The organism is Beijerinckia indica subsp. indica ATCC 9039 (genome assembly GCF_000019845.1).
Classification (GTDB): Bacteria; Pseudomonadota; Alphaproteobacteria; order Rhizobiales; family Beijerinckiaceae; genus Beijerinckia; species Beijerinckia indica.
Genome location: NC_010581.1, coordinates 1,715,431 through 1,739,073, shown reverse-complemented (window position 1 = coordinate 1,739,073; position 23,643 = coordinate 1,715,431). Strand labels below are relative to the sequence as shown.

Here is a 23,643-nt window from a genome sequence, read left to right as displayed (position 1 = left end):
GGAAAGCTTAAGGCAAGGATTATGCGTTAAGATTAGGATAAAGCGTATTTTCTTATTCGACCGAATGAGATGATACATCGCTGGTGTTCGACCAGCCGGATCGGGACAAACTCAAGATCATGACCATGGCCGGCCGCCCCCGCTTCTATCTCACGACCGCCATTCCCTATGCCAATGGCGCTCCCCATATCGGCCATGCCTATGAGCGGCTCGCCTGCGACGCGATCACCCGTTTCAAGCGGCTCGATGGCTATGACGTGCTGTTCGTGACCGGCATGGACGAGCACGGCCAAAAAATGCAGCAGACGGCCGCCCGCGACCATATCACACCGCAGGAACTGGCCGACCGCACGGCCGCTCAATTCGCTGCTATGGGGCTCGCGCTTGACGCACCGACCGATGATGTCGTGCGCACGACGGAGCCACGCCATCATGTAGCGGCGCAAGAGATCTGGAACCGTATGGCCGCCAATGGCGATATTTATCTCTCCAAATATCCCGGCTGGTATTCGGTCCGCGATGAGGCTTTCTTCGACGAGGGTGAACTGACCGAGGGGCCCAATGGCACCAAGCTCGCTCCAACCGGCGCGCCGGTCGAATGGGTCGAGGAAGAGAGCTATTATTTCAAGCTTTCAGCCTATCAAGAGCGCTTGCTCGCGCATTATCAGGCCCATCCGGATTTCATCACACCCGAGAAATATCGCAACGAGATCGTCTCTTTCGTCGAGCGCGGCTTGACCGATCTTTCGATCAGCCGCTCGACCTTCGACTGGGGCATTCCCGTGCCGGGCGATGCCAAACATGTCATGTATGTCTGGGTCGATGCCCTGACCAATTATATTACCGCCACGGGTTTCCCTGATGCGGAGGCGCCGCGCGCGGTTTTCTGGCCGGCCGATGCGCATGTGATCGGCAAGGATATCACCCGCTTCCACGCGATTTACTGGCCGGCGTTCCTGATGTCGGCTGGAATTGCTCTGCCAAAACAGATCGTCGTGCATGGATTTCTGTTCAACCGCGGCGAGAAAATGTCGAAATCAGTGGGCAATGTCATCGACCCGCTGACTTTGATCGAGACTTATGGCCTCGACCCATTCCGCTATTTCTTCCTCCGCGAAGTGCCGTTCGGCCAGGATGGCAATTATTCGCATGAAGCGATCGTCAACCGCACCAATGCCGATCTCGCCAATGACCTTGGCAATCTGGCGCAGCGCTCGCTCTCCATGCTCGCCAAAAATTGCGGGGGTAAGGTGCCGCAGCCCGGCGCCTTCAGCGAGGCCGACAAAGCGATCCTCGACCTCTCCCGCGCCCTGGTCGAAAAGAGCCGGGATCTGATGCAGGATTTCTCGCTGCATCTTATCTTAGGCGAAATCTGGCGCGTCGTTGGCGAGGCCAATCGCTATTTCGCGGGCGAAGAGCCGTGGATCAAGCGCAAGACCGATCCCGCTCGCATGGAGACCATTCTCTATGTGACAGCAGAAGTGTTGCGGCGGGTCGCTATTCTGACTCAGCCTTTCATTCCGCAATCGGCCTCGAAATTGCTCGATTCTCTGGGTGTCGCGGCGGAAGCTCGCCTTTTCATCCATGTGGAAGAAGGCCCTGATCTGCCCCCCGGCACGGTTTTGCCGACACCTGTGCCGATCTTTCCCCGTATCGAAACGGAAGCCAAGTCATAGACATGCTGATCGATACCCATTGCCATCTTGATTTTCCCGATTTCGCGGCCGAGCGCGACGAGATTGTCGGCCGTGCGCGGGCGGCGGGCCTTGGGCGTATGATCACTATTTCCACGCGTATCGATCGTTTCGCCGATATTCTGGCCATCGCCGAGACTTATCACGATGTCTATTGCACGGTCGGCACACATCCCATGCATGCGCATGAGGAGGAAGAAGTCGAGCTTGCCCGGCTGATCCAGCTTTCCTCCCATGAAAAATGTATCGGCATCGGTGAAACGGGCCTCGATTATCATTATGACGACGCTCCGCGCGATCTCGCGCAGCGGGTCTTTCGGACGCATATAGCAGCGGCGCGAGAAACCGGACTGCCGCTCGTCATTCATTCCCGCGACGCCGATGCGGATATGGCCGATATTCTCACCGAGGAAATGGGCAAGGGCGCTTTCAAAGCCTTGCTGCATTGTTTTACGTCCTCGGCCCAATTGGCCGAGACGGCACTCAAACTCGGCCTGTCTATTTCCTTTTCCGGCGTCCTGACGTTCAAGAAATCCGACGAATTGCGCGCTATCGCCCGCGAAATCCCGATGGACCGCCTGCTTGTCGAGACGGACGCCCCCTATCTTGCTCCCGTCCCTTATCGTGGCAAACGGAACGAGCCGGCCTATGTCGCAAAGACCGCGAAAATGCTGGCAGAGGTCAAGCAGGTTTCCGAACAGGAGATCGCCTCGGCAACGACCGCTAATGCCCTGCGGCTCTTCAGCAAAATGCCACCGCTTGCGGCAGCGGCTGGTCACGTAGACGGGCAGGCCGCATGAATCGGCGGATCACCATTCTCGGCTGCGGCTCCTCTGGCGGCGTACCCAGGGTGGGGCAGGGGTGGGGCGCCTGCGATCCGAACAATCCCAAAAACCGCCGCCGCCGCTGCGCCATGCTGCTGGAACAAACCGGCACGGATGGGGGCACGACACAGATCCTCGTCGATATGGGCCCTGATCTGCGCGAGCAATTGCTCGATCACAACGTCAGCCATCTCGACGCGATTCTGCTAACGCATCAGCATGCCGATCATACGCATGGCATGGATGACATCCGGCCGCTGGTCATCATGCATCATAAGCGGATCGACCTGCATATGGATGCAGCGACATCCGCCGATGTGCGCGAGAGCTTCGGCTATATTTTCGCAACCCCGCCCGGCAGCCAATATCCGCCTTTGCTGACCGAGCACCGGATCATCGCAGGTGAGCCCGTTGACATTAGGGGGGCGGGCGGCGTGCTCAAAACCTTGCCGTTCCGGCTGGAACATGGCGAGATCGATGCACTCGGCTTTCGTTTCGGCAATTTCGCCTATTCGCCGGACGTTAACGCGATTCCTGCGGAAAGCGTGGGATTTTTAGAGAATCTCGACCTTTGGATCGTCGATGCGCTTCGTTATACGCCGCATCCGAGCCATTTCTGCCTGCAGGAAACACTCGACTGGATCAAGAAGCTCAAGCCCAAGCGCGCAATCTTGACCAATCTGCACACTGACCTTGATTTCGAACGGCTGCGCAGCGAATTGCCGCCGCATATCGAGCCCGCCTATGACGGCATGCAGATTGTGATTTAGAGCGCATCCTCTACCAACGGGAATAACGCCAGATATCCGAGGATCCGGCAATCGACTATTTGCGCCGATGAATATAAATCAGGACATAGGATAATCGGCCCGAACGGGGCGTCCCATGTTCGATAAACGGAACCTCGTTTTCACGGCATTCTCGCTGTTGCGCCCTTTTTGGCTCATCAGCTTGCTCTCGACACTCATAGGCGCGCTGGGTGGTCTGACCACAGCCTGGTTGCTCGCCACTATCAATCAAGCTCTTTATGCCGATGCTATCGAGTCCTCGCTAGCGTGGATTTTTGCGGGCCTGGTCGTCCTGAAACTCGTCGGCGAAAGCACCGCCAATCTCAGCAACGGCTTTGTCGGGCAGCAGATCATCGCGCGCCTGCGCAAGGACCTCTCCGACAAAATCCTGACGGCGCCGATCGATCGCCTCGAACGCTTTCAGGTTCATCGACTTTCCGCCGCACTAAATCATGATCTCGGACTCATCTCTGCCTTTACCTTTCAAGTTTCGACGCTGGCGATATCAGCCTCAATAGTGTTTGGCTGCATCGTTTACTTGCTTCTTCTGTCACCCACGCTGTTCCTGATCGCGGCGGCCGGCATTGGTGCGGGTGCCGCGGCCAACCTTTATGCGCGCCATTTGACTGCCAAGAGGGTGGAACGGATCCGCATGGCTCATGAAGATCTCCACAAGCATTTTCGCTGCCTTACCCAAGGGGCGAAGGAGTTGCGTCTCAACCGGCTACGCCGCTCCGCTTTGCGTGAGAACCAGCTTGGGTCGGCAGTCAATCGCATCCGCGATGAGACCTTGTCGTCCACGCGGATCTTCATGGCCGCGAATACCTTCGCCACCTTGATGTTCTTTGCCGCCATCGGTTTGTTGATCGCTCTCAGGTTCGGCCTCAAGCTCGATAAATCCGTATTGTCCGGCTTTATTCTGGTGCTGCTCTTCGTGAAGGGACCGATCGACCAAATTCTCAGTCTTTTGCCCCTCATCGGACAAGCGCAAGTCGCATTCAGGAAACTGGTGGAACTCGCGACGGAATTCTCAAATTCCGAACAATATCTACTGCTTGAACCACAAAAACCTATCTCTCCCATCATCACATCGATCGAACTTTCCGGTGTTCTTTACGCATTTCCAGCCGAGAAGGGCCCGTCGCCTTTTTCACTTGGCCCGGTCGATCTCACCATCAAGGGCGGCGAGATCTTGTTCATCGTCGGTGAGAACGGCTCCGGCAAGACGACCTTGATCAAGCTCATTCTTGGCCTTTATACGCCGCAAGAAGGAGCGGTTCTGCTCAATGGCGAGGCCGTGACGACCGAGACGTGTGACGATTACCGTCAGATCTTCTCGACCGTCTTTTTCGATTATTATCTTTTCGAGGACCTTGCGACGCCGGACGGTTTTGGATTGGAAAAAGTTACGACTTATCTCGAAAAGCTCGATATTGCGCATAAGGTTAGGATCGAAGGTGGCGCCTTTTCCACGACCGACCTTTCAGCCGGCCAGCGCAAAAGGCTCGCCTTGATCCATTGCTATCTGGAAAATCGTCCGGTTCTAGTCTTTGATGAATGGGCCGCCGAACAAGATCCGACCTTCCGGACCATTTTTTATCGGGAATTGCTGCCGGACCTCAAACGGCAGGGCAAAACGCTGATCGTCATTTCGCATGATGATCGCTATTTTGACGCGGCCGACCGGCTGATCCGGCTCAAAGAAGGCCAGATCGTCGAGGCCTGGACCGAGGAAAGTGCCGCTCAGGCTCTCAGAGGGTGAGCTTTGTTTCGCCCACGCCTAATTCGATGAAACATGAAAAGGATCTATGTGGGAATAGGCAAAGCCTGGGCATTCTTGATCTGGCCGAGCGCGAAACTGGATTCAATCGAGGCAACCCCTTCCAGACGGGTCAGCTTCTGCTTCAAAAAGGTCTCATAGGCTTCGAGATCCTTCACCACGATGCGAAGCAGATAATCGCGCTGGCCGGTCATGAGATAGCATTCGACGATTTCGGGCCAGCGCATCACCGCGCTGGCGAACCGATCAAGCTCCTCCTCCCTTTGCCTTTCCAATTTGATGGACGCGAAGACGCTGATCGGCAGACCGACTTTCACCTGATCGACGACGGCGACATAAGCCTTGATCACCCCGGCGGCTTCCAGCATCCGAACCCGCCGTGCGCAAGGAGAGGGGGACAGCCCCACGATCTCGCTCAATTTTTCCGTCGTCATATGCGCATCGGCCTGCAAAGCAGCCAGAATTTTCCGGTCGATTTCGTCAATGTCTGGTTTTGGCATGAATGAGTTATCTCAATAATAATTTTAGCTGTTTAAGCTATTAATGAAGCTAGTTTAAGCTCAATTTAGTCGCAATCCCCTCCAAGAAAAACTTATCGTCAGGCCACACCAAAATTATGGGGAAGGGGCCTTCGATGACGGATCAAAAACTTGCATGCCTCGGGGATCTCGAGCGAAAAATCCTGTGGCTGTCCACTTGGATGATCCATCACGCGAACCACCTGCGCGACCATCAAGATGGCCTGAAAATCGGCGGTCATCAGGCCTCCTCGGCATCCTTGGCGACCATCATGAGCGCACTCTATTTCGCCATCCTGCGGCCAGAGGACCGGGTTGCGGTGAAACCGCATGCGAGCCCTATCTTCCACGCGATCCAATATTTATTCGGCCATCAGACGCGCGAGAAACTTGAGAACTTTCGTGGTTTCAAGGGCGCCCAATCCTATCCCTCGCGAACCAAGGACACCGACGATGTCGATTTCTCGACCGGCTCGGTGGGTCTCGGCGTCGCCCAGACTTTGTTCGCCTCGCTCGTGCAGGATTATCTCCGCACCAAAGGTCTTGCGGGCGACCATCCCGAAGGCCGGATGGTCGCGCTTATCGGCGATGCCGAACTGGACGAGGGCAATATTTTCGAGGCTTTGTTGGAGGGCTGGAAACACGGTCTGCGCAATTGCTGGTGGATTGTCGATTACAACCGCCAGAGCCTCGATGCCGTTGTGCGCGAGGGTTTGTGGGAACGTTTCGTCACGATGTTCCGCAATTTCGGCTGGGACGTGGTCATCCTCAAATATGGCACCTTGCTGGAAAAGGCATTCAACCAACCCGGAGGAGAGCGGCTGCGGGATTGGATCGAAACCTGTCCGAACCAGCTCTATTCTGCACTCACGTTTCAGGGAGGGGCTGCCTGGCGCAAGAGGCTACTCGATGATCTCGGCGATCAGGGGCCTTTTTCGAAACTGATCGAAAGCTATTCGAATGAAGAGCTTGCCCGATTGATGACCAATCTTGGCGGCCATGACTTGCCCACGCTTTTACAGGCTTTCGAAGCGGCCCGCACCCACGACCGGCCCGTCTGTTTTATCGCCTATACGATCAAAGGCTTTGGCCTGCCGCTCGCGGGCCACAAGGATAATCACGCAGGGCTGATGACGCCGGCACAAGTCGAAACCTTGCGCGATCGTTTTGGCATAAAACCCGGCCATGAATGGGAGCCGTTCGAAGGCTTGTCGACCCCGACCGCCGCCTTGCGCGCCTTTGTCGAGGCCGCGCCATTCAATGCGCGGGGCAGGCGGCGTTATGAGGCGGCAAAAGTGACCGTCCCCGCTGTCTTGCCCGCACCCTGGCAGCCATCCCTCTCGACGCAGCAGGGTTTCGGGCTTCTCATGCATGATCTCGGCAAGCAAGAGAACGATTTCGCGAGTCGGATCGTCACTACCTCGCCCGATGTGACCGTTTCCACCAATCTCGGCGCCTGGATCAATCGCCGGGGCCTCTTTGCACGTGGGGAAATGGCTGATCTCTTCAAGAAGGAACGCATTCCCTCCACCTTCAACTGGGAATTTTCACCCAAGGGTCAGCACTTTGAACTCGGCATTGCCGAGATGAACCTGTTCATCATGCTGTCGGCCCTCGGCCTTTCTCATTCGCTCTTTGGGGAGCGGCTTTTGCCGATCGGCACGCTCTATGATCCCTTTATTGAACGCGGCCTCGATGCCCTGAATTATGCCTGCTACCAGGATGCCCGTTTCATCGTTGTGGCGACACCGTCCGGCATTACTCTGGCGCCTGAGGGCGGCGCGCATCAATCGATCGCGACGCCATTGATCGGCATGGCCCAGGATGGACTCGCCAGTTTCGAGCCGGCCTTCGTCGATGAACTCGCGACGATTTTGAACTTTTCCTTCGACTATATCCAGCGGTCGGGCGATCAGCAGCCCGACGAGACGAGCTGGCTGCGCGACGCTGTCGGAGGCTCGGTCTATCTGCGCCTTTCAACACGAGCGATCGAACAGCCCAAACGCATCATCGATGCCCAATGCGCCGAGGACATCATCAATGGCGGCTATTGGCTGCGTGAACCTGGACCCAATGCCCAGGTGGTGATCGCCTATACGGGCGCCGTGGCCCCGGAAGCCCTTCAAGCTGCTGGCCTGATCGCCGAAGATCGCCGCGATATCGGTCTCCTTGCCGTGACCTCGGCGGATCGCCTCAATGCTGGCTGGACGGCCGCGCAACGCGCACGAGAAGCCGGGCTGGTCCATGCGAAAAGCCATGTCGAACGTCTCTTTGCCGATCTGCCGCGCCATTGCTGTCTCGTGACCGTCGTGGACGGTCATCCCGCGACACTCGCATGGCTGGGTTCCGTGAACGGCCATAAAACGCGGGCGCTCGGCGTCGAGCATTTTGGTCAATCGGGCAATATCGCAGAGCTGTACCACCATTATGGAATCGACGCTCAAAGCATCGTCGCAGCGGCGGAAGCCATCACGCTGGGAAAACCCATCAGGCATTTGCAGCGGCTGGCCTAGCTGAAGATTAGGTTTTATGTTCCATAATGTACCTTATGCGAATCATACAGGTGCTTCTCCTAGAATAAGTCTTAAACCTTGGCACAGGGTTTCAGTGGCCTGCCCTGGAAATCCCGGAATTGAACAGACCGGAATTTCCAGCAAAGGCATCATCGGCTCAGCCGCACTGAACACCCATCGCCCGAGATAAAAAATTCGTGCGGGAGTTCACGGCGCTGAAAATTGACTCCGAAAAGAGTGGTCAGAAGCGGAAGTTTTCGCTATCAAAAGACAAACTTAGGATTGATTGGCATTTTTATCGCTTTCCCATGGCAGGAAATCAGGCTGGCACCTTTTGGTGACCGGCCTTTTATGCTATGCTGAAGTGTATTTATGAACGCAAAATTTTTGCATTCATTTAAAGGGATTCCGGCCGAGGCAAAGAGAGTGCAGCCGGCCGGTTTTGAAGCGGAAAGTTTCCGCTTTTGGGCTGAGGCGAGAATAGGCGCAGATAAGCAGGCATATCATGAGCAAAGGTAGAGATTTCCGGGGTCCCAAGAAACGTGGTTTTGATGATGATGGGCCCTCGCCCTATGATTCGCCGCGCCCCAGCCGTACACCACGTCCTTCCTTCGGAGCCCCATCGGGAGGCGGCTTCGGCGGCGGCGCTCCCGACCTGGCGCCATCACCCTCGAGCCCACCCGTCGATGCTATCGTCAAATGGTTCAAGGGTGACAAGGGCTTCGGCTTCGTTGAGTTGAGCAATGGCGCCGGTGACGCCTTTCTCCATATCGGCGCGCTTCAGGCCGCCGGCTATGAGAGCGTGCCTCCGGGCGCCAAACTGAAGGTCAATGTCGGCAATGGCATGAAGGGCGCTCAGGTGACCCGTGTGCTCGAAGTCGACACGGCCGGCGCCGCCGAGCGCGCGCCGCAGCGTCCTTCTTTCGGCGATTCGCCGCGGCCGCCGCGCCGCGCCCCCGATCCTTCGAGCGCCGTGTCTGTCACCGGTACGGTCAAATGGTTCGACGACAACAAGGGCTTTGGCTTCGTCCAGTCGAACGATGGCGGCAAGGACGTCTTCGTCCATATTTCCATCCTCGGCTCCTCGGGGGTGCAACACCTCGCCGAGGGCCAGGCCGTGACCATGCGTGTCGTCGATACGCCCAAGGGACGTGAAGCCCTGTCGATCTCCCTCGACTAAAAAGCATCATAATGGAGGGCCGTGCCATGCGGTCCCTCCATTCTCAAAAGAATCAAAAACTCCCGCCTCAAATCTGCGCCGCCGCAGTCCGGTCCTCCCGTGCCCATGCAACCTTCCCGGGATATTCGGCATCTCCTTGAGATCATGAATGCCTTGCGCTCACCCGAAACGGGATGTGCCTGGGATCGCCAGCAGACCTATGCCACCATCGCGCCTTATACGATCGAGGAAGCCTATGAAGTGGCTGATGCGATCACCCGCGAGGATCGTGCCGATCTTCGCGACGAATTAGGAGACCTCCTCTTTCAGGTCGTCTTCCATAGCCGTCTTGCCGAAGAAGAAGGCGCTTTCGATTTTGGCGGTGTCGTCGAGGCCATCACCGCCAAAATGATCCGCCGTCATCCGCATGTGTTCGGAGCGGAGCGGGAAAACTCGCCAGAAGCCATCAAAGCCCAATGGCAGAAGATCAAGGCTGAGGAACAAGCCGAGAAACAGGCCAGACAGGGCCTGGAAGCAAGCCGCCCCAAAAGCCTGCTCGACGATGTGCCCCTGCCCCTGCCCGGCCTGACCCGCTCGGTCAAACTGCAGAACAAGGCGGCACATGTTGGCTTTGATTGGGCGGATGCGCGCCTCGTTCTCGCCAAGGTGCGCGAGGAAACACGGGAAATAGAAGAAGCGATCGCCAGCGGGCAGGCTGAGGAGATCCATGCCGAAATTGGCGATCTTCTTTTCACCATCGCCAATCTCGCACGTCATCTCAATGTCGATCCAGAAGCGGCGATCCGTTCGACGAATGCAAAATTCGAGCGCCGTTTCGCTTTCATCGAAACGGCGCTGAGAGAGCAAGGCAAAACGCTGGAAGAGGCGAACCTGGCCGAAATGGATGCCCTATGGCAACAGGCCAAGGAAAGCGAGAAATCAGGCGGTTAAACCTTCCCGCTCGACCAGCATCGCGCCAAAGCGCCGCTTGATCGGCTCAGCTCGTTCCGGCGCCACCCTCACTGAGACATGGATGGTGCCATCCTCATCAATGCTTTTGTGCATGACCTCAGTATGTTCGTGCAGCCAATGCAGGCCCTCGCCATTGGCCGGGTCGAGCGTGATATCGAACAGCAGGCGTCCCCGCGCAAGCCTCGCCTCGATTTCAGCCTCCAGGGTTGCGACTCCCTGCCCTGTCAGCGCTGAGACGAGAATCGGCTGGTTTTCGGCATTCTTCCAGCGCCTGGCATTATTGAGCGCTGCTGCTTGCGCCTCCTCATCGAGGAGATCAGCTTTGTTCCAGACTTCCAGAATTCTCTGCTCGTCGGCCATGTCAATGCCGAGTTCGGCGAGCACACTTTCCACATCCTGACACTGGGCCTCGGCATCCTGATGGGCGATATCGCGCACGTGCAGGATAAGATCGGCTTCCAGCACCTCCTCAAGGGTCGCGCGGAAAGCTGAAACCAGCATCGTCGGCAGATCCGAAATGAACCCCACCGTATCGGAGAGAATCACCTTGGCCCCATGCGGCAAGGTGAGGCTCCGCAAGGTCGGATCAAGCGTCGCAAAGAGCATGTTCTGCGCCAGCACATCCGCCTCGGTCAGACGGTTGAACAGGGTCGATTTGCCGGCATTGGTGTAACCGACAAGCGCAATGATCGGGTAAGGCACATCACGCCGCGTCTTGCGGTGCAGGCCGCGTGTCCGCTTAACTCCGGCAAGATCTTGCTCGAGTCGCGTCATGCGTTCCTGCAACAAGCGCCGGTCGGCCTCGATTTGCGTTTCGCCAGGACCGCCGAGGAAGCCGAAACCGCCGCGCTGGCGTTCGAGATGGGTCCAGGACCGCACCAAACGTGATTTCTGATAGGCGAGATGAGCAAGTTCGACTTGCAAGCTGCCTTCGCGCGTGCGCGCCCTGCGGCCGAAGATTTCGAGGATCAGGCCGGTCCTATCGATCACCTTGGCCCCGAGCGCTTTTTCAAGATTGCGCTGCTGCACGGGAGACAAGGCGCAGTCCATGATGACCAGCTCGGCCTCCGCGGCCTTGATGGCCTCACCCAGTTCGGCCACCTTGCCGGTGCCGAGGAAGGTCGAGGGCTTGATCTCAGCCAGCGTCAAAAGGCGCTGGTCGACAATATCGAGGTCGAGCGCTTCGGCGAGGCCAAGCACTTCGTCGAAACGCGCCTGCGGCGACCGGAACGCCTTCTCCGGAAGGGCAACAGCCGATCGGCCATGGGGCTGCGTTGCGCGCTGATTGAGATAAGGGCCGACAACCATAGCGCGGGTCTTGGCGGCCCGCGTAAGAGCGGGTGAACCCTTGTTGGATTCACCCGGCAAACCCTTCGTCCCCGAAAATCTGGCCGAAGGTGAAACGGTCGGTGCGTCTATGGGAAACTCCTGTGTCCGCAAAAATAAACCGGTAGAAGCCGATTCTCCCAAAAGCTTCCGACTTTCGGGGTTATGCTCTAGCCGGCATGTCCGGCTTCATCGCCGGGTTCGAACATCTGAATAGGTGCTCCCGGCATGATCGTAGATATGGCGTGCTTGTAGACGAGTTGCGAGTGTCCATCGCGACGGAGGAGCACACAAAAATTATCGAACCAGGTCACCACTCCCTGAAGCTTCACACCATTGACGAGAAAGATCGTAAGTGGAACCTTGTTTTTACGGACAAAATTGAGAAAAGTGTCTTGCAGGTTCTGCGGGCGATCAACAGCCATTATCGAGTCCTGTTCTTGTTGTCGTGACATATTGGTGGAACAAAAAACGTCCTTGGGCAAAATAAACGGCGCCATTAGAACGGCCGAAAGCCAAAGTCGCAAGCGCTAGTTTCTTCCTAACGCATCGATCCCTTGCTTCTTTTTATCATTTCAGAGCGTTCGGCTTGCCGTATCATGAAAAATACGGCGCAGTTCCGTCGCGATCGGCCCCGGCACCCCCTCGCCTATGGGCTTGCCGTCGATGCGCACCACCGGCATGACAAGACTCAAGGCTCCGGTAATAAAGGCCTCGCGCGCGGCGCGCGCCTCCGCCAGGCTGAAGCGGCGTTCCTTCAAGGCATAGCCTTTGGCTGCGATAATATCGATCAAAGTCGTCCTGGTGATACCGCGCAGGATCGAATGGTCGACCGGATGCGTGTGGATCGTCCGATTCTCGTCGATGATCCAGGCATTCGAGGCCGCGCCTTCCGTCACGAGGCCTTCCTCGTCGAAAAGCCACGCTTCGGTGGCACCCTCCTCCTTGGCGGCCTGTTTGGCCAGAACATTGGGGAGGAGATTGATGGTTTTGATGTCGACCCGCTTCCAACGCAGATCCGGCAGGCTGATGACACCAATGCCCTTTTGGGCCTGTGCCTCGCCTTTGCGGGGATCAACGGGACGCGCGCTGACAAGCAGGCTCGGCCGGACATTCTGCGCCGGAAAGACATGTTCGCGCGGGGCGGCACCACGAGTGATCTGAATATAGAGAAATCCGTTCTCGACCTTGTTCCTGGCCTTGACCTCGCGCAGCACCCGTCCGAAGGCCGCCTGCCCTATCGGCCAGCTGATCCGTAATTCGGAGAGGGACCGATCGAGCCTTTGCCAATGACGGTCCTCATCGATCAAGGCGCCTCGATGAATTTCGAGGACTTCATAGACACCGTCGCCAAAAAGATATCCACGATCCTCGACGGAGACATGGGCCTCCTCGCGCGGCAGGTAACGGCCGTTAAGGTAGAAGATCCGACTCACTCGAACTCCCTGGCAGGCGCCGTTTCTTTCCCAAGCTTTCCAGCCCGTACGGCGCTTGAGCGTTGTATCTCACGGATGCATTCGCTCGTGAGATCTGATGGGGCCTTGATTAACCATGTCGTACCGCATGGCAAGGTAACCTTATGCCAAAGGTTCAGATTTCCAACCTTTTTCCGCCCCGCGAGGAGCGAAAATAGCACAATCGCCCTTATTTCCTTTCATTCAATGAATTGCGAGCCAGCCGATCAAGGCGCCGGTCCCGATGCCCCAAAGAGGACTGATCTTCGTGAAACAGATCGTGAGGACCATTGCGATCGAGATCAGAGCGCTGATCGGTGCATGATAAGCCGCCCCCGCCAGAATCCAGCCCGTTGCGAACAGCAGGCCGACCGCGACTGGCGCCAAGGCCTTTTTCACCAGAATCAGCCAGGGGTGTTGCGCGTGGCGGCCCATCATCCGCCCCACCGCAAAAGTGAGCAGCGAGGACGGCAGGAGAACAGCAAGCGTCGCGGCCATGAAACCCGCGAGCCCCGCAAGCGACCAGCCGAGCAGGCTGATCACAATCACATTCGGCCCGGGCGCGACCTGCCCGACGGCGATGAGCCGCACGAAGCTCGCCGATGTCATGAGATGATGCTGATCGACCAATTGCCGTTGGATTTCGGGCAAGGTCCCGGTCACTCCACCAATGGCGAGAAGCGAGGCCTGCAGACAGGTCGAGATGATTTGCCAGAGCGTTCCGGTCACGCCTTTTTCCTCGTTGCGAGCACTGTGGCAAAGAGGCTCAAGGGGACGAGGCAAGCAAGCGTCGGCACGAAGGGCAGACGGAACAAGCCCACCGCCACGAAAACCGCGCAGGCGACAGGCAACACATGCGCATCTTTCCAGATCGAGCGCAGGACCTTGATCGCCGTCCCGATAATGAGCCCCGCCGTGGCGGCGGCGGCCCCGGCCATTGCATTATTGACGGCGGGCAACGTCGAGAAATGATCGTAGATCACGGCGAGAAGCAGCATGATCAGGAGCGGCGCGGCAAGCAAGCCGGAAAGCGCCGCGAACACTCCGGATAAACCGCGGTAACGGTCGCCGAGCAGAATGGCGATATTCACCGTATTGGCGCCCGGCAAGACACTCGCGAACCCCAGCAATTCGGCGAAATCGCGATCATTGAGCCATTGGCGTTCCTCGACCACGATACGGCGGACCCAGGCCGCGACGCCGCCAAATCCGAGCAGACCGATTTTCAGGAAAGCGAGGAACAGGGCTCGGCGCGAGGGTGGTGGTTCCATCGCAAGCGTTTGCAGGTTCATGACACCTCCTCCGCCTGTTTCCTCGCGCGCAGACGTCCTTACAGGATGGATACTAATCGATCCGCAGGGATTTCAGCTTGCGGTGCAAAGCGGAGCGTTCCATGCCGATGAATTCGGCGGTACGCGAAATATTGCCGCCGAACCGATTGATCTGAGCGACGAGATATTCGCGCTCGAACATTTCCCGCGCTTCGCGCAGGGGAAGCCCCAGAAGCTTCTCGCCGCCCGAACCATTCGGCATGGCGGGCACGAGCGCTCCGATTTCCGAAGGCAGCATATCGGCCGTAACGGGAATAGAGGGATCACCCGCGGCGAGGATCATCAGCCGTTCCACATTATTGCGCAATTGCCGGATATTACCGGGCCAGTCATGCGATTGCAGGACGGCCATGGCGTCGTCGGCAATGGCACGGCGCGGCATGCCGGTCATGGTGGACACCTGATCCATGAAATAGTCGATGAGCTCGGCGATGTCCTCCCGGCGCTCGGCAAGCGAAGGCACCCGGACCGGCACCACGGACAAGCGGTGGAACAGATCCTCGCGCAGGACGCCATCAGCTATCGCGGCCGTGAGATCGCGCGCGCTCGAGGAAATGATGCGGACATCGACATGCACCCGCGTGGTGCCATTGACCCTTTGGAAATTCTGTTCGACCAGCACACGCAGAATCTTGCCCTGCGTCTCGCGCGGCATGTCGGCGATCTCGTCGAGATAAAGGGTGCCGCCGTGGGCCTCCTCCAAAGCACCGATCTTGCGGCCATGTCCATCGCCGCCCTCGGTGCCAAACAATTCGATTTCCATCGTCTCGGGCGCGATTGTCGCCGCATTGAGCACGATGAAGGGGCCATTGGCGCGGCTCGACGCCGCGTGAATCGAACGAGCGGCCAATTCCTTGCCCACCCCCGGCGCGCCGGTAATGAGAATACGGGAATTCGAAGCGGCGACGCGGTCGATCGTCTGCCGCAGTTGATTGATGGTGCTCGACTTGCCAATGATCTTATTGGTGACACCGCTGCGCGTGCGCAGGTCATTCACCTCGCGTTTCAAGCGGGTGGCTTCAAGCGCATGTTCGGCAACAAGGACCAGGCGATCAGCCTTGAACGGCTTTTCGATGAAATCATAGGCGCCGAGCTTGATGGCCGAAACCGCCGTCTCGATATTGCCATGGCCAGAGATCATGACGATCGGCAGCGCCGGATTCAGGTCCTTGATGACCTGCAGCAATTGCAATCCATCGAGTCGCGACCCCTGCAGCCAGATGTCGAGAAAGATGAGACCCGGCTGGCGGGCCTCGATTTCCTTCAGGGCCTCGTCGGAGTTTTTCGCGGTACGGGTTCCGTAGCCTTCGTCGGAAAGGATGCCGGAAACGATTTCGCGAATGTCCGTTTCGTCGTCTACGATGAGAATGTCGCTGCCCATGTGCCCATTTCTGGTTGCTCGGGGTCTGGAAAGATTGGTTCGGGGATGCGCTGGCGAGGATGCGCTAGAAAGAGCCGATCAGAGTCTACAGCACGCTATGCGCTTTCCTATCGACCACTGGCGAAAAGGAGATTCGTCAGACAGACAGAAACGAAAAAAACGGCGTGCCGCAAGCGTGACCATTGGTGTCTCATTCCTCGTTCATCGAGAGAAGCGCAACCGGCGCGCGTGGTTCCTTTTCCTGAGCTCCGCCAAGTGGCAGAAGCAGTTTGACGAAGGCGCCCTGTCCATCAGGCGCATCCAGGAGTTCGAGAGATCCGCCGTGATCCTCCAGAATCTTGGCGACAATCGGCAGGCCAAGTCCTGTCCCCTCGGCGCGAGTCGTCATATAGGGCTCGAGCAGACGGTGCCGGTTTTCGCGCGGGAAACCCTTGCCATTATCGATAATATCGATTTCCGCTTGATCACCGCGCACGAGAAGCCTGAGGAGGATGCGGCCCGGCGCCCGGTTACCCTGCTCTGTTTCCGCTACGGCTGCTATGCCTTCGGCAGCGTTTTTAAGAATATTGGTCACGGCCTGGGACAAAAGCCGCCTGTCGAAGCGGCCGATGACGGATTTCTCCGGCAAATCCTCATCGAAGGTGATGTCCGGATGCGCCACGCGCATGAGAAACAGGACGCGGCGCAGGCAATCAGTCAGATCATCGGAATCAAGTTTGGCCTTGGGCATCCGTGCGAAGGAAGAAAATTCATCGACCATGCGTTTGATGTCATCGACCTGCCGCACGATCGTATCGATGCATTGATCGAAAATATCGCGATCCTGGACAATCACGCGTCCATATTTGCGTTTCAGGCGTTCCGCCGAAAGCTGGATCGGTGTCAGGGGATTTTTGATTTCGTGAGCAATTCTGCGGGCGACATCCGCCCAGGCGGCAGTGCGCTGGGCCGTCACGAGATCGGTAATATCGTCGAGCGTCACAACATAGCTTTTATCGGTCCGCGCGGTCGGCTCGGATGTGATGCTGACATTGAAAAGCCGATCACGGCCGCCACGATCAAGGCTGATCTGACCCTGCATCAGCCGCATCGTACTGGCCCGCGCCTCATTGAACAGATCCGCGATTTCCGGCAGCACAGCCTCAACCGGCTGGCCTGTCACGGTGGTCAATTCCTCCGCGCCCATGGGCACGAGTTTTTCGGCCGAGGCATTCAGCACCGTAACCAGGCCCTTTGGACCGATGCCAACCACGGCGACCGGCACGCCGGACAGCACCGCCTCGGTAAACAAACGCCTTTCATCGATCAGATTGCTGGCGGCGATCAATCGATTTTGCTGCAGACGCAATTCCGCGATCATCTTGTTGAAGGTCTCGCCAAGCCGGGCGAGATCCCCCTCGTCACGATAGACCGCGACCTGAACGGACAGATTGCCGGAAGCGACCTGGTCGGTCGCGGCGATCAGTCGGCGGATCGGTGCGACGAGCTGATTGGCGAAAGAAAGGCCGAGCCAGGTTGCCGCTAGAACCATGATCAGCGCGATCGAGACGAACATGGCGGCAAAGGCGATCTGAATGCCGCGCCGGTGGCTGTCGAAGGCATCATAAATCGCAACGAGCTTGGAAGCCTCGCGCGGGAAGGCGACGGTGAAACGATCGACCGGCCGAGCGACATAGAGAAATGTATCAGGAAATCCCGAAACCGGCCGTAAGGCGACAAAGGTCCCACCCTCGTCGAGGATCAGGCACAAAGGCTCGTTCTTGCGAGCATCCTCGAAGTCGCTTGGTTCCGGCTGCACCACCGCCGTGCCCATAGCCGCATGAGTATCGATCCTCTCCACGATCTGGCCATCGGATTTCATGAGCGCCGCGGCGGTAAAGCCCAGGAATTTCGCCCGCGAGGCAAAGAAATCGCGAAACAATTCGCGGTGTCCCTCGAACATCACGGTTTTGGCGCGATCGAGATCGGCCGCGGTCAAGGAAGCTTCTTGCAGCAAGGCCTTGCACTGACCCTCGCGGAACAGCCGCGCCGCATCGATCGTATTGAGCACGAAGCCTCGCACATCCTGCATGAAGGACGGGTTGAGACTGCGTTCCAGGGTAACCGAACCGACCCAGGCCATGAGCAAGGCCGGCGCCGCCGCGACGATCGAGAATAGAGCGACGATCCGCAAATGCAGCCGCGCGCCCGCGACCTTGCTGCGCCAGGCGGCATAAAGCCTGTAGGCTTCAACGAGAACGAGGCCGAAGAGAAGGAGAATGCTGGCGATATTGGCGACGAACAGGCTGAGGACGATCGTGTCATTCACCGGGATCGGCGTATAGCCGGCGAAGATCAGAAAGCTGCTGAGCGCGGTCACCAGCGCCAGAAGGACGAAGGAGGCGCCAAGCGGGGTCGTCCAGCGGCGCTCGAGTTTGGAAGCGCCGGAGGCTGGAGCATGATGCGTTACGTCGAGATCAGGCATCAGGCCCTTAGGTTTCAAAGCCGTATAGTCGCACAAGGAATGAACGCGCAGGAAATGAAAAAGTCTTGGCCCCGGTGTCGAGGCGGGGCCAAGGCTCGGATTATCGAAGGCGGCCTCAACGTGGTGAGCGCATCAGCCGAATATCGAGATCGCGGACCTTCTTGCGCAAGGTGTTGCGGTTGAGGCCGAGCAGTTCCGCCGCCTTGATCTGATTGCCCCGCGTGGCGCTGAGCGCCGCCGAGATCAACGGATATTCGAGCTCGCGCAGAACCCGGTGATAAAGGCCGGGAGGTGGCAATTGATCGCCATGCGCCTTGAAGATCTCCGAAAGATGCCGCTCCATCGCACCGGCCAGCGTCATGGCACGATCCTGCTCGCGGCTTTTCGTCAGACCATTGGCGGTCGGCAAAGGCGGATTGGGAGATGCGAAAGTCGTCGTATCGGCGGCAAGTTCGGCATCGACAAGCTGGACCGTGATCGTCTCCTGCGGATAAAGCGCAGCGAGACGGCGGGTCAGGTTTTCGAGCTCACGAATATTGCCCGGCCAGCGATAGCGCTTCATCCGTTCAAGCGCCTCGGGATCGATATGTTTCATCGGCAGCCCTTCGCTCGCGGCAATCGTGAAGAAATGCTGGGCGAGGTCACCGATATCCTCGGTGCGCTCCCGCAAGGGCGGCAAGCGCAGAGGGACGACATTCAGGCGGAAGAACAGATCCTCGCGGAACTGGCCTTGCTGGATCGAAACACGCAGATCCTTATTGGTGGCGGCGATGATACGGACATTGGTCTTGATCGGCGTGCGCCCGCCGACTGTCGTATATTCACTTTGCTGCAAGACACGCAGGAGCCGTGTCTGCGCTTCCATCGGCATATCGCCGATTTCGTCGAGAAAGAGGGTGCCGCCCTCGGCCTGTTCGAAGCGGCCTGGCGAGCGCTGATTAGCGCCGGTGAAGGCGCCCTTCTCATGGCCGAACAATTCGCTTTCGATCAGGTCGCGCGGGATCGCCGCCATATTGACGGCGACAAAGGGACCCTTCTTGCGCTTGCCGTAATCATGCAGCGCGCGCGCGACCAACTCCTTGCCGGTTCCGGATTCACCGGTAATCATCACGGTCAGATCGGTCTGCATGAGACGAGCGAGCGCCCGATAGATCTCCTGCATGGCGGGCGAGCGCCCAACCAGAGGCATGCCCTCGAGATCCTCGGGCTTTTCCTCATGCACCCGATTTTTGGGGCCGCTCATCGCCCGGCCGACGATCGAGACGAGCTCGCGCAGGTCGAAAGGCTTCGGCAGATAATCATAGGCGCCACGTTCCGAAGCCTTGATCGCCGTCATGAAGGTATTTTGCGCGCTCATGACAATGATCGGCAGATCGGGCCGCAGCTTCTTCATTTTGGGAAGAAGCTCGAAGGCATTTTCATCCGGCATCACGACATCGGTGATCACAAGATCACCGTCGCCGGATTGAACCCAGCGCCAGAGTGTGGCCGCCGTACCCGTCGCCCGGACTTCATAACCGGCGCGAGAAAGGGCTTGGCTCAGGACTGTCCGGATGGCCGTATCGTCATCGGCAACGAGGATATTTCCGCCCGCCATGGCAAGCTCCTTGTTCGGATCAAATGCGCTCGATGCAAGGCGGAAAGGCCGCCCATCTTGATTGGTGGTTTGTTGCAATCGCTGCCTGACGCCGGGCGGCGTCTCGCGCCTGCCTACCCGCGTGCGGTCCCGCGTCCATCCAGGGAGGCGGACATGGGCATGAGCACCCGGAACGTCGTGCGATGCGGATGCGATTCACATTCGATGATCCCTCCATGGTCACCGATGATCTTCGCAACCAGTGCAAGTCCAAGGCCAGTTCCGGTGGCTTTGGTCGTGATGAAAGGATCGAAGAGATAAGGCAGAACATCCTCCGGCACACCGGCGCCATTATCCCTTACGCAGAATTCAAGCGGCAGAGAAACGGGGGCCTTGGAGCCGACGAGTTGTAGACGGACACCCGGCCGGAACGCCGTGGACAGCTCGATCTCGCCATCGAGACGGTCCTCGCCGATGGCTTCCGCCGCATTCTTCACGAGATTGAGAAGGATCTGAACAAGTTGATCGCGATTGCCAAGCACAGGCGGCAGCGATGGATCGTAATTTTCGACGAAGCGAATATGCCGCGCGAAGCCGGCCTGGGCCACTTTCTTCACGTGATCGAGAATCACATGAATATTGACGGCCTCGCGTTCGATCGGCCGCTGATCGGAAAAGGCGCTCATCCGGTCGACGAGCTTCACAATCCGATCGGTCTCCTCGCAGATCAATTGCGTCAAGGCGCGATCATTATCATTGGCATCGGTCTCAAGAAGCTGCGCCGCACCGCGAATGCCCGACAGAGGATTCTTGATTTCATGGGCCAGCATGGAGGCCATGGCAGCAACCGAGCGAGCCGCGCCGCGATGCGTCAATTGCCGCTCCATCTTATCGGCGATGGAACGCTCCTGCAGCATGATGACGACGCCTTCATCCAGATCGGGCAAAGGCGAGACGAAAATATCGACGAGCCCCTCGATCCGGGGAAGGCCGAGATCAACGCGATATTCGTTGATCGCCGCGCCCCGGCTGCGCACCTGCTCGATGAGCGAGAGAAGCGGCGAACCGATCGGCAGGAGATGCACCAGGCGATGTTGCCAGAGCGCCGTGCGGCTCATGCCGAAAAAGGCTTCAGCCGCCACATTGGCGTCGGCGATCCGGCCATCAGGCAAGACTGCCAGCACCGGATGCGGCAAGGCATTCAGCAGTTTGGAGGAGTCAGGGGAGATGTCGATGGGCGCGGCAGCCATGGAATCTGATGGTGCGAGTATGCCGGAATTGGCCCGAAAGACGAGGGATGGGACGCTCATGCGGCCTCCGCCCAAAAGGTGTCGCGTGCAAGCGACAGGAGAATGGATTTAACCTCGGCAGGATGTTCACTGGTGACGAGGCGGCGCCGGAGATCGGACGGCGCGTGACGATGAACCGCATAGCCCGCAAGATGCTTGCGCGCATGCCGCACGCCATGCTCCGTGCCATAAAGAGAAAGCAGGGTCTCGTAATGGTCGAGCGTGGCCTCGGCCTGAATCTGAGCCGAGGGCTCGGGACGAACCTCACCCGTCTCAAGATAATAAGCGATATCGCCCACAAGCCAGGGTTTCCCCACGGCCGCACGGCCGATCATGACCGCATCGGCTCCCGATTGCGCGAGCATGGCCGAGGCGACGGCGGGACCGGTGCAATCACCATTGACGACGACCGGTATTGTCACCGCCTCTTTCACCGCGCGCACGGCGGCCCAATCCGCCTTGCCACGATAGAACTGGCAGCGGGTGCGGCCGTGCACGCTCAGCATGGCCACGCCTTCGGCCTCGGCGAGACGGCCAAGGTCGGCGGCGTTTCTTTGTTGATCATCCCAGCCAAGACGCATTTTTACGCTCACCGGCACGCGGACGGCGCCGATAACGGCGCGGATCAGGGCCACGGCGCGATCAAGATCACGCATGAGATGGGAGCCCGCATAGCCGCCGATCACTTTCCGCGCGGGGCAGCCCATATTGATATCGATCATGGCCGCGCCGGAGCCTTCAGCTTGACGCGCGGCCTCACCCATGGCGACGGGATCGCAACCAGCAATCTGCACTACGGATTGCTCGATCCCCTGCCCGCCCGCTTTGAGCCTGTTGGCGGCGTCGCCCTTCGCATATTCATCGCTCGAGACCATTTCGGACACGACGAGCCCCGCGCCGAACTGTTGCGCCAAGCGACGCATGCCAAGATCGGTAATGCCAGCCATAGGCGCGAGAAAGGCTCGGCCCGCAACCTCCAAGGGACCGATGCGCAAAGCGCCAGCGCGCACAGGGCCGGCCTCCTCGCCCGCTGCTGTTCGCTGTATGCCTAAAGGATCAGCAAAATTCATCATGCCCAGATTATAATCATTTCATACAGCGCGGCAATCACGAACATGCTCAATTCCATATCAAAAATGCCGCATCCCTGCATTGCTCCCCTATCAAATCCAGGCGTGAGCGCGTCGCCTTCACGACAAGGATCGGTCGGCCTCTCATTTTTTGCTTGAAACCTGTGCCGTTCCTGTCCTTGGGTTCGCACTCTTCTCACATTTCTAGGCGATCAACGATCCTCATGCATCGAAACAATGAAGTGGCGGTCCTTGATGTGGCGATCCTGGTTGTCGCGGCAGGGCGCGGTGTGCGGGCTGGCGGCGGCTTGCCCAAGCAATATCGCGAGGTCGCTGGCCGCAGCGTCTTGGCCCACACAATCCAAGCCTTGGCCGAGGCTTTGCCGGAGGCGCTCATTCTGCCGGTCATCCATGCCGATGATGAAGCGCTTTTCGCCGCAGCGCGGGCCGAGGTTGCAAATGTCGATTCGCGCCAGCTCGCCGCTCCCGTCTTTGGCGGTGCGACGCGGCAGCAAAGCGTCAAGGCCGGGCTGGAAGCTTTGGCAGCACGCGATAAGGCACCCGACATCGTTCTAATTCATGATGCGGCACGGCCTTTTTCGAGCCCGGCCCTCATTCGCCGCGCGGTTGAGGCCGCGCAAAGCCGAGGCGCGGCCATTCCGGGTGTTCCGCTGACCGATACGGTGAAACAGATCGATCTCCAGGGTGAGGACGATTCGCTGATTATCGCCACACCCGCCCGCCAGAGCCTGCGGGCGGTGCAGACACCCCAAGCTTTTCGTTTCGACCTGATTCTGTCAGGCCATCGCCAAGCCGCCGAAGCTGGCGCCGATGATTTGACGGATGATGCGGCCATCATCGAATGGATGGGACAGCAGGTCCATATTTTCGAAGGGGATCCCGACAATATGAAGATCACCACTCCGCAGGATTTCGTCGCGGCTGAAGCCCGCCTGCTCCGCGATCTGCCCGATATTCGGACCGGCCAGGGCTATGACGTCCATGCGCTTGGCGCAGGCGATCATGTCTGGCTCGGCGGGGTGAAAATTCCCCATGATCGCGGCCTGATCGGCCATTCTGACGCCGATGTCCTCTCCCATGCGATCACCGATGCTTTGTTCGGTGCCTTAGCGGAAGGGGATATCGGCAGTCATTTCCCCCCGTCCGATCCGCAATGGAAAGGCGCCGATTCGGCGATCTTCCTGCGCGAGGCGGCCAATCGCGTGCGCGAGCGCGGCGGCATGATTGCCCATATCGATGCAACAGTAGTCTGCGAAAGGCCGAAAGTCGGCCCGCATCGCGACGCCATCCGCGAACGTCTCGCCGAAATCACCGGCTGCCCGATCGGGCGCGTTGCCGTCAAAGCGACGACCTCGGAAAAGCTTGGTTTCACCGGCCGCGAGGAAGGCATCGCGGCTTTGGCGCTCGCTACCGTCAGGCTGCCGCTTTAAACGGTAGCTTGTCCCATACCATGCTTTCCGAATAGGCTAAGATTGATGAAACA

General features: G+C 58.5%; 19 protein-coding genes. 8 read left to right on the top strand and 11 right to left on the bottom strand.

Going from position 1 to position 23,643, the window contains the following annotated elements; all coding sequences use genetic code 11:
* Positions 1-125: 125 nt before the first annotated feature.
* From metG to BIND_RS07765, 4 genes are all read left to right on the top strand, one after another.
* The gene (gene metG, locus BIND_RS07780) at positions 126-1,676 is read left to right on the top strand and encodes a methionine--tRNA ligase (RefSeq protein ID WP_041778582.1); all 1,551 of its coding nucleotides are present in this window, start codon (positions 126-128) and stop codon (positions 1,674-1,676) included.
* 2 nt (positions 1,677-1,678) lie between these two features.
* Positions 1,679-2,494 carry a TatD family hydrolase gene (locus BIND_RS07775; protein ID WP_012384523.1) on the top strand — a complete coding sequence of 272 codons (816 nt, stop codon included), beginning with the start codon at positions 1,679-1,681 and terminating at the stop codon, positions 2,492-2,494.
* Positions 2,491-3,288 (top strand): MBL fold metallo-hydrolase, encoded by a 798-nt coding sequence (locus BIND_RS07770; protein ID WP_012384522.1) that lies wholly within the window; start codon positions 2,491-2,493, stop codon positions 3,286-3,288. Before BIND_RS07775 ends, BIND_RS07770 begins: the two co-directional genes overlap by 4 nt.
* A gap of 115 nt (positions 3,289-3,403) precedes the next feature.
* Complete coding sequence (locus BIND_RS07765) at positions 3,404-5,068, top strand: cyclic peptide export ABC transporter (RefSeq protein WP_012384521.1); 1,665 nt, start codon at positions 3,404-3,406, stop codon at positions 5,066-5,068.
* A 44-nt stretch (positions 5,069-5,112) separates the two neighbouring features.
* Here BIND_RS07765 and BIND_RS07760 read toward each other — a convergent pair whose 3' ends face one another.
* On the bottom strand, positions 5,113-5,586 hold the full coding sequence (locus tag BIND_RS07760) for an Lrp/AsnC family transcriptional regulator (protein WP_012384520.1): 474 nt from the start codon (positions 5,584-5,586) through the stop codon (positions 5,113-5,115).
* A 134-nt stretch (positions 5,587-5,720) separates the two neighbouring features.
* Here BIND_RS07760 and BIND_RS07755 point away from each other — a divergent pair, with 134 nt between their 5' ends.
* The 3 genes from BIND_RS07755 to mazG all read left to right on the top strand — a co-directional run bounded on the left by BIND_RS07755 (position 5,721) and on the right by mazG (position 10,227).
* The gene (locus BIND_RS07755) at positions 5,721-8,117 is read left to right on the top strand and encodes a transketolase-like TK C-terminal-containing protein (protein WP_012384519.1); all 2,397 of its coding nucleotides are present in this window, start codon (positions 5,721-5,723) and stop codon (positions 8,115-8,117) included.
* 505 nt (positions 8,118-8,622) lie between these two features.
* The gene (locus tag BIND_RS07750) at positions 8,623-9,297 is read left to right on the top strand and encodes a cold-shock protein (protein ID WP_012384518.1); all 675 of its coding nucleotides are present in this window, start codon (positions 8,623-8,625) and stop codon (positions 9,295-9,297) included.
* 105 nt (positions 9,298-9,402) lie between these two features.
* Entirely contained in the window at positions 9,403-10,227 is an 825-nt protein-coding gene (gene mazG / locus BIND_RS07745; protein WP_041777993.1) for a nucleoside triphosphate pyrophosphohydrolase, read from the top strand.
* On the opposite strand, the gene hflX is transcribed toward mazG, so the two are convergent.
* From hflX to dusB, 10 genes are all read right to left on the bottom strand, one after another.
* Positions 10,216-11,616, bottom strand: a complete 1,401-nt coding sequence (gene hflX / locus BIND_RS07740) for a GTPase HflX (RefSeq protein WP_012384516.1) — start codon at positions 11,614-11,616, stop codon at positions 10,216-10,218. The genes mazG and hflX overlap by 12 nt on opposite strands.
* A gap of 128 nt (positions 11,617-11,744) precedes the next feature.
* A complete protein-coding gene (gene hfq, locus BIND_RS07735) occupies positions 11,745-11,999 on the bottom strand; it encodes an RNA chaperone Hfq (RefSeq protein WP_012384515.1) in 255 nt (84 codons plus the stop codon).
* Between the two features lie 150 nt (positions 12,000-12,149).
* The gene (locus BIND_RS07730; RefSeq protein WP_012384514.1) at positions 12,150-13,010 is read right to left on the bottom strand and encodes a D-amino-acid transaminase; all 861 of its coding nucleotides are present in this window, start codon (positions 13,008-13,010) and stop codon (positions 12,150-12,152) included.
* 222 nt (positions 13,011-13,232) lie between these two features.
* Positions 13,233-13,757 carry a chromate transporter gene (locus BIND_RS07725; protein ID WP_012384513.1) on the bottom strand — a complete coding sequence of 175 codons (525 nt, stop codon included), beginning with the start codon at positions 13,755-13,757 and terminating at the stop codon, positions 13,233-13,235.
* Positions 13,754-14,320, bottom strand: a complete 567-nt coding sequence (locus BIND_RS07720; protein WP_012384512.1) for a chromate transporter — start codon at positions 14,318-14,320, stop codon at positions 13,754-13,756. Before BIND_RS07720 ends, BIND_RS07725 begins: the two co-directional genes overlap by 4 nt.
* A gap of 52 nt (positions 14,321-14,372) precedes the next feature.
* Entirely contained in the window at positions 14,373-15,740 is a 1,368-nt protein-coding gene (gene ntrX / locus BIND_RS07715; protein WP_012384511.1) for a nitrogen assimilation response regulator NtrX, read from the bottom strand.
* A gap of 190 nt (positions 15,741-15,930) precedes the next feature.
* Positions 15,931-18,204: a sensor histidine kinase NtrY-like gene (locus BIND_RS07710; RefSeq protein WP_012384510.1), complete on the bottom strand. Its 2,274-nt coding sequence runs from the start codon at positions 18,202-18,204 to the stop codon at positions 15,931-15,933.
* 115 nt (positions 18,205-18,319) lie between these two features.
* Positions 18,320-19,801, bottom strand: coding sequence for a nitrogen regulation protein NR(I) (ntrC, locus tag BIND_RS07705; RefSeq protein ID WP_012384509.1), 1,482 nt, complete (start codon positions 19,799-19,801; stop codon positions 18,320-18,322).
* 113 nt (positions 19,802-19,914) lie between these two features.
* Entirely contained in the window at positions 19,915-21,090 is a 1,176-nt protein-coding gene (locus BIND_RS07700; protein ID WP_012384508.1) for a two-component system sensor histidine kinase NtrB, read from the bottom strand.
* Positions 21,087-22,139, bottom strand: a complete 1,053-nt coding sequence (gene dusB / locus BIND_RS07695; RefSeq protein ID WP_012384507.1) for a tRNA dihydrouridine synthase DusB — start codon at positions 22,137-22,139, stop codon at positions 21,087-21,089. Before dusB ends, BIND_RS07700 begins: the two co-directional genes overlap by 4 nt.
* Positions 22,140-22,363: 224 nt before the next feature.
* Here dusB and BIND_RS07690 point away from each other — a divergent pair, with 224 nt between their 5' ends.
* The gene (locus BIND_RS07690) at positions 22,364-23,590 is read left to right on the top strand and encodes a bifunctional 2-C-methyl-D-erythritol 4-phosphate cytidylyltransferase/2-C-methyl-D-erythritol 2,4-cyclodiphosphate synthase (protein ID WP_012384506.1); all 1,227 of its coding nucleotides are present in this window, start codon (positions 22,364-22,366) and stop codon (positions 23,588-23,590) included.
* The last annotated feature ends 53 nt before the right edge of the window (positions 23,591-23,643 follow it).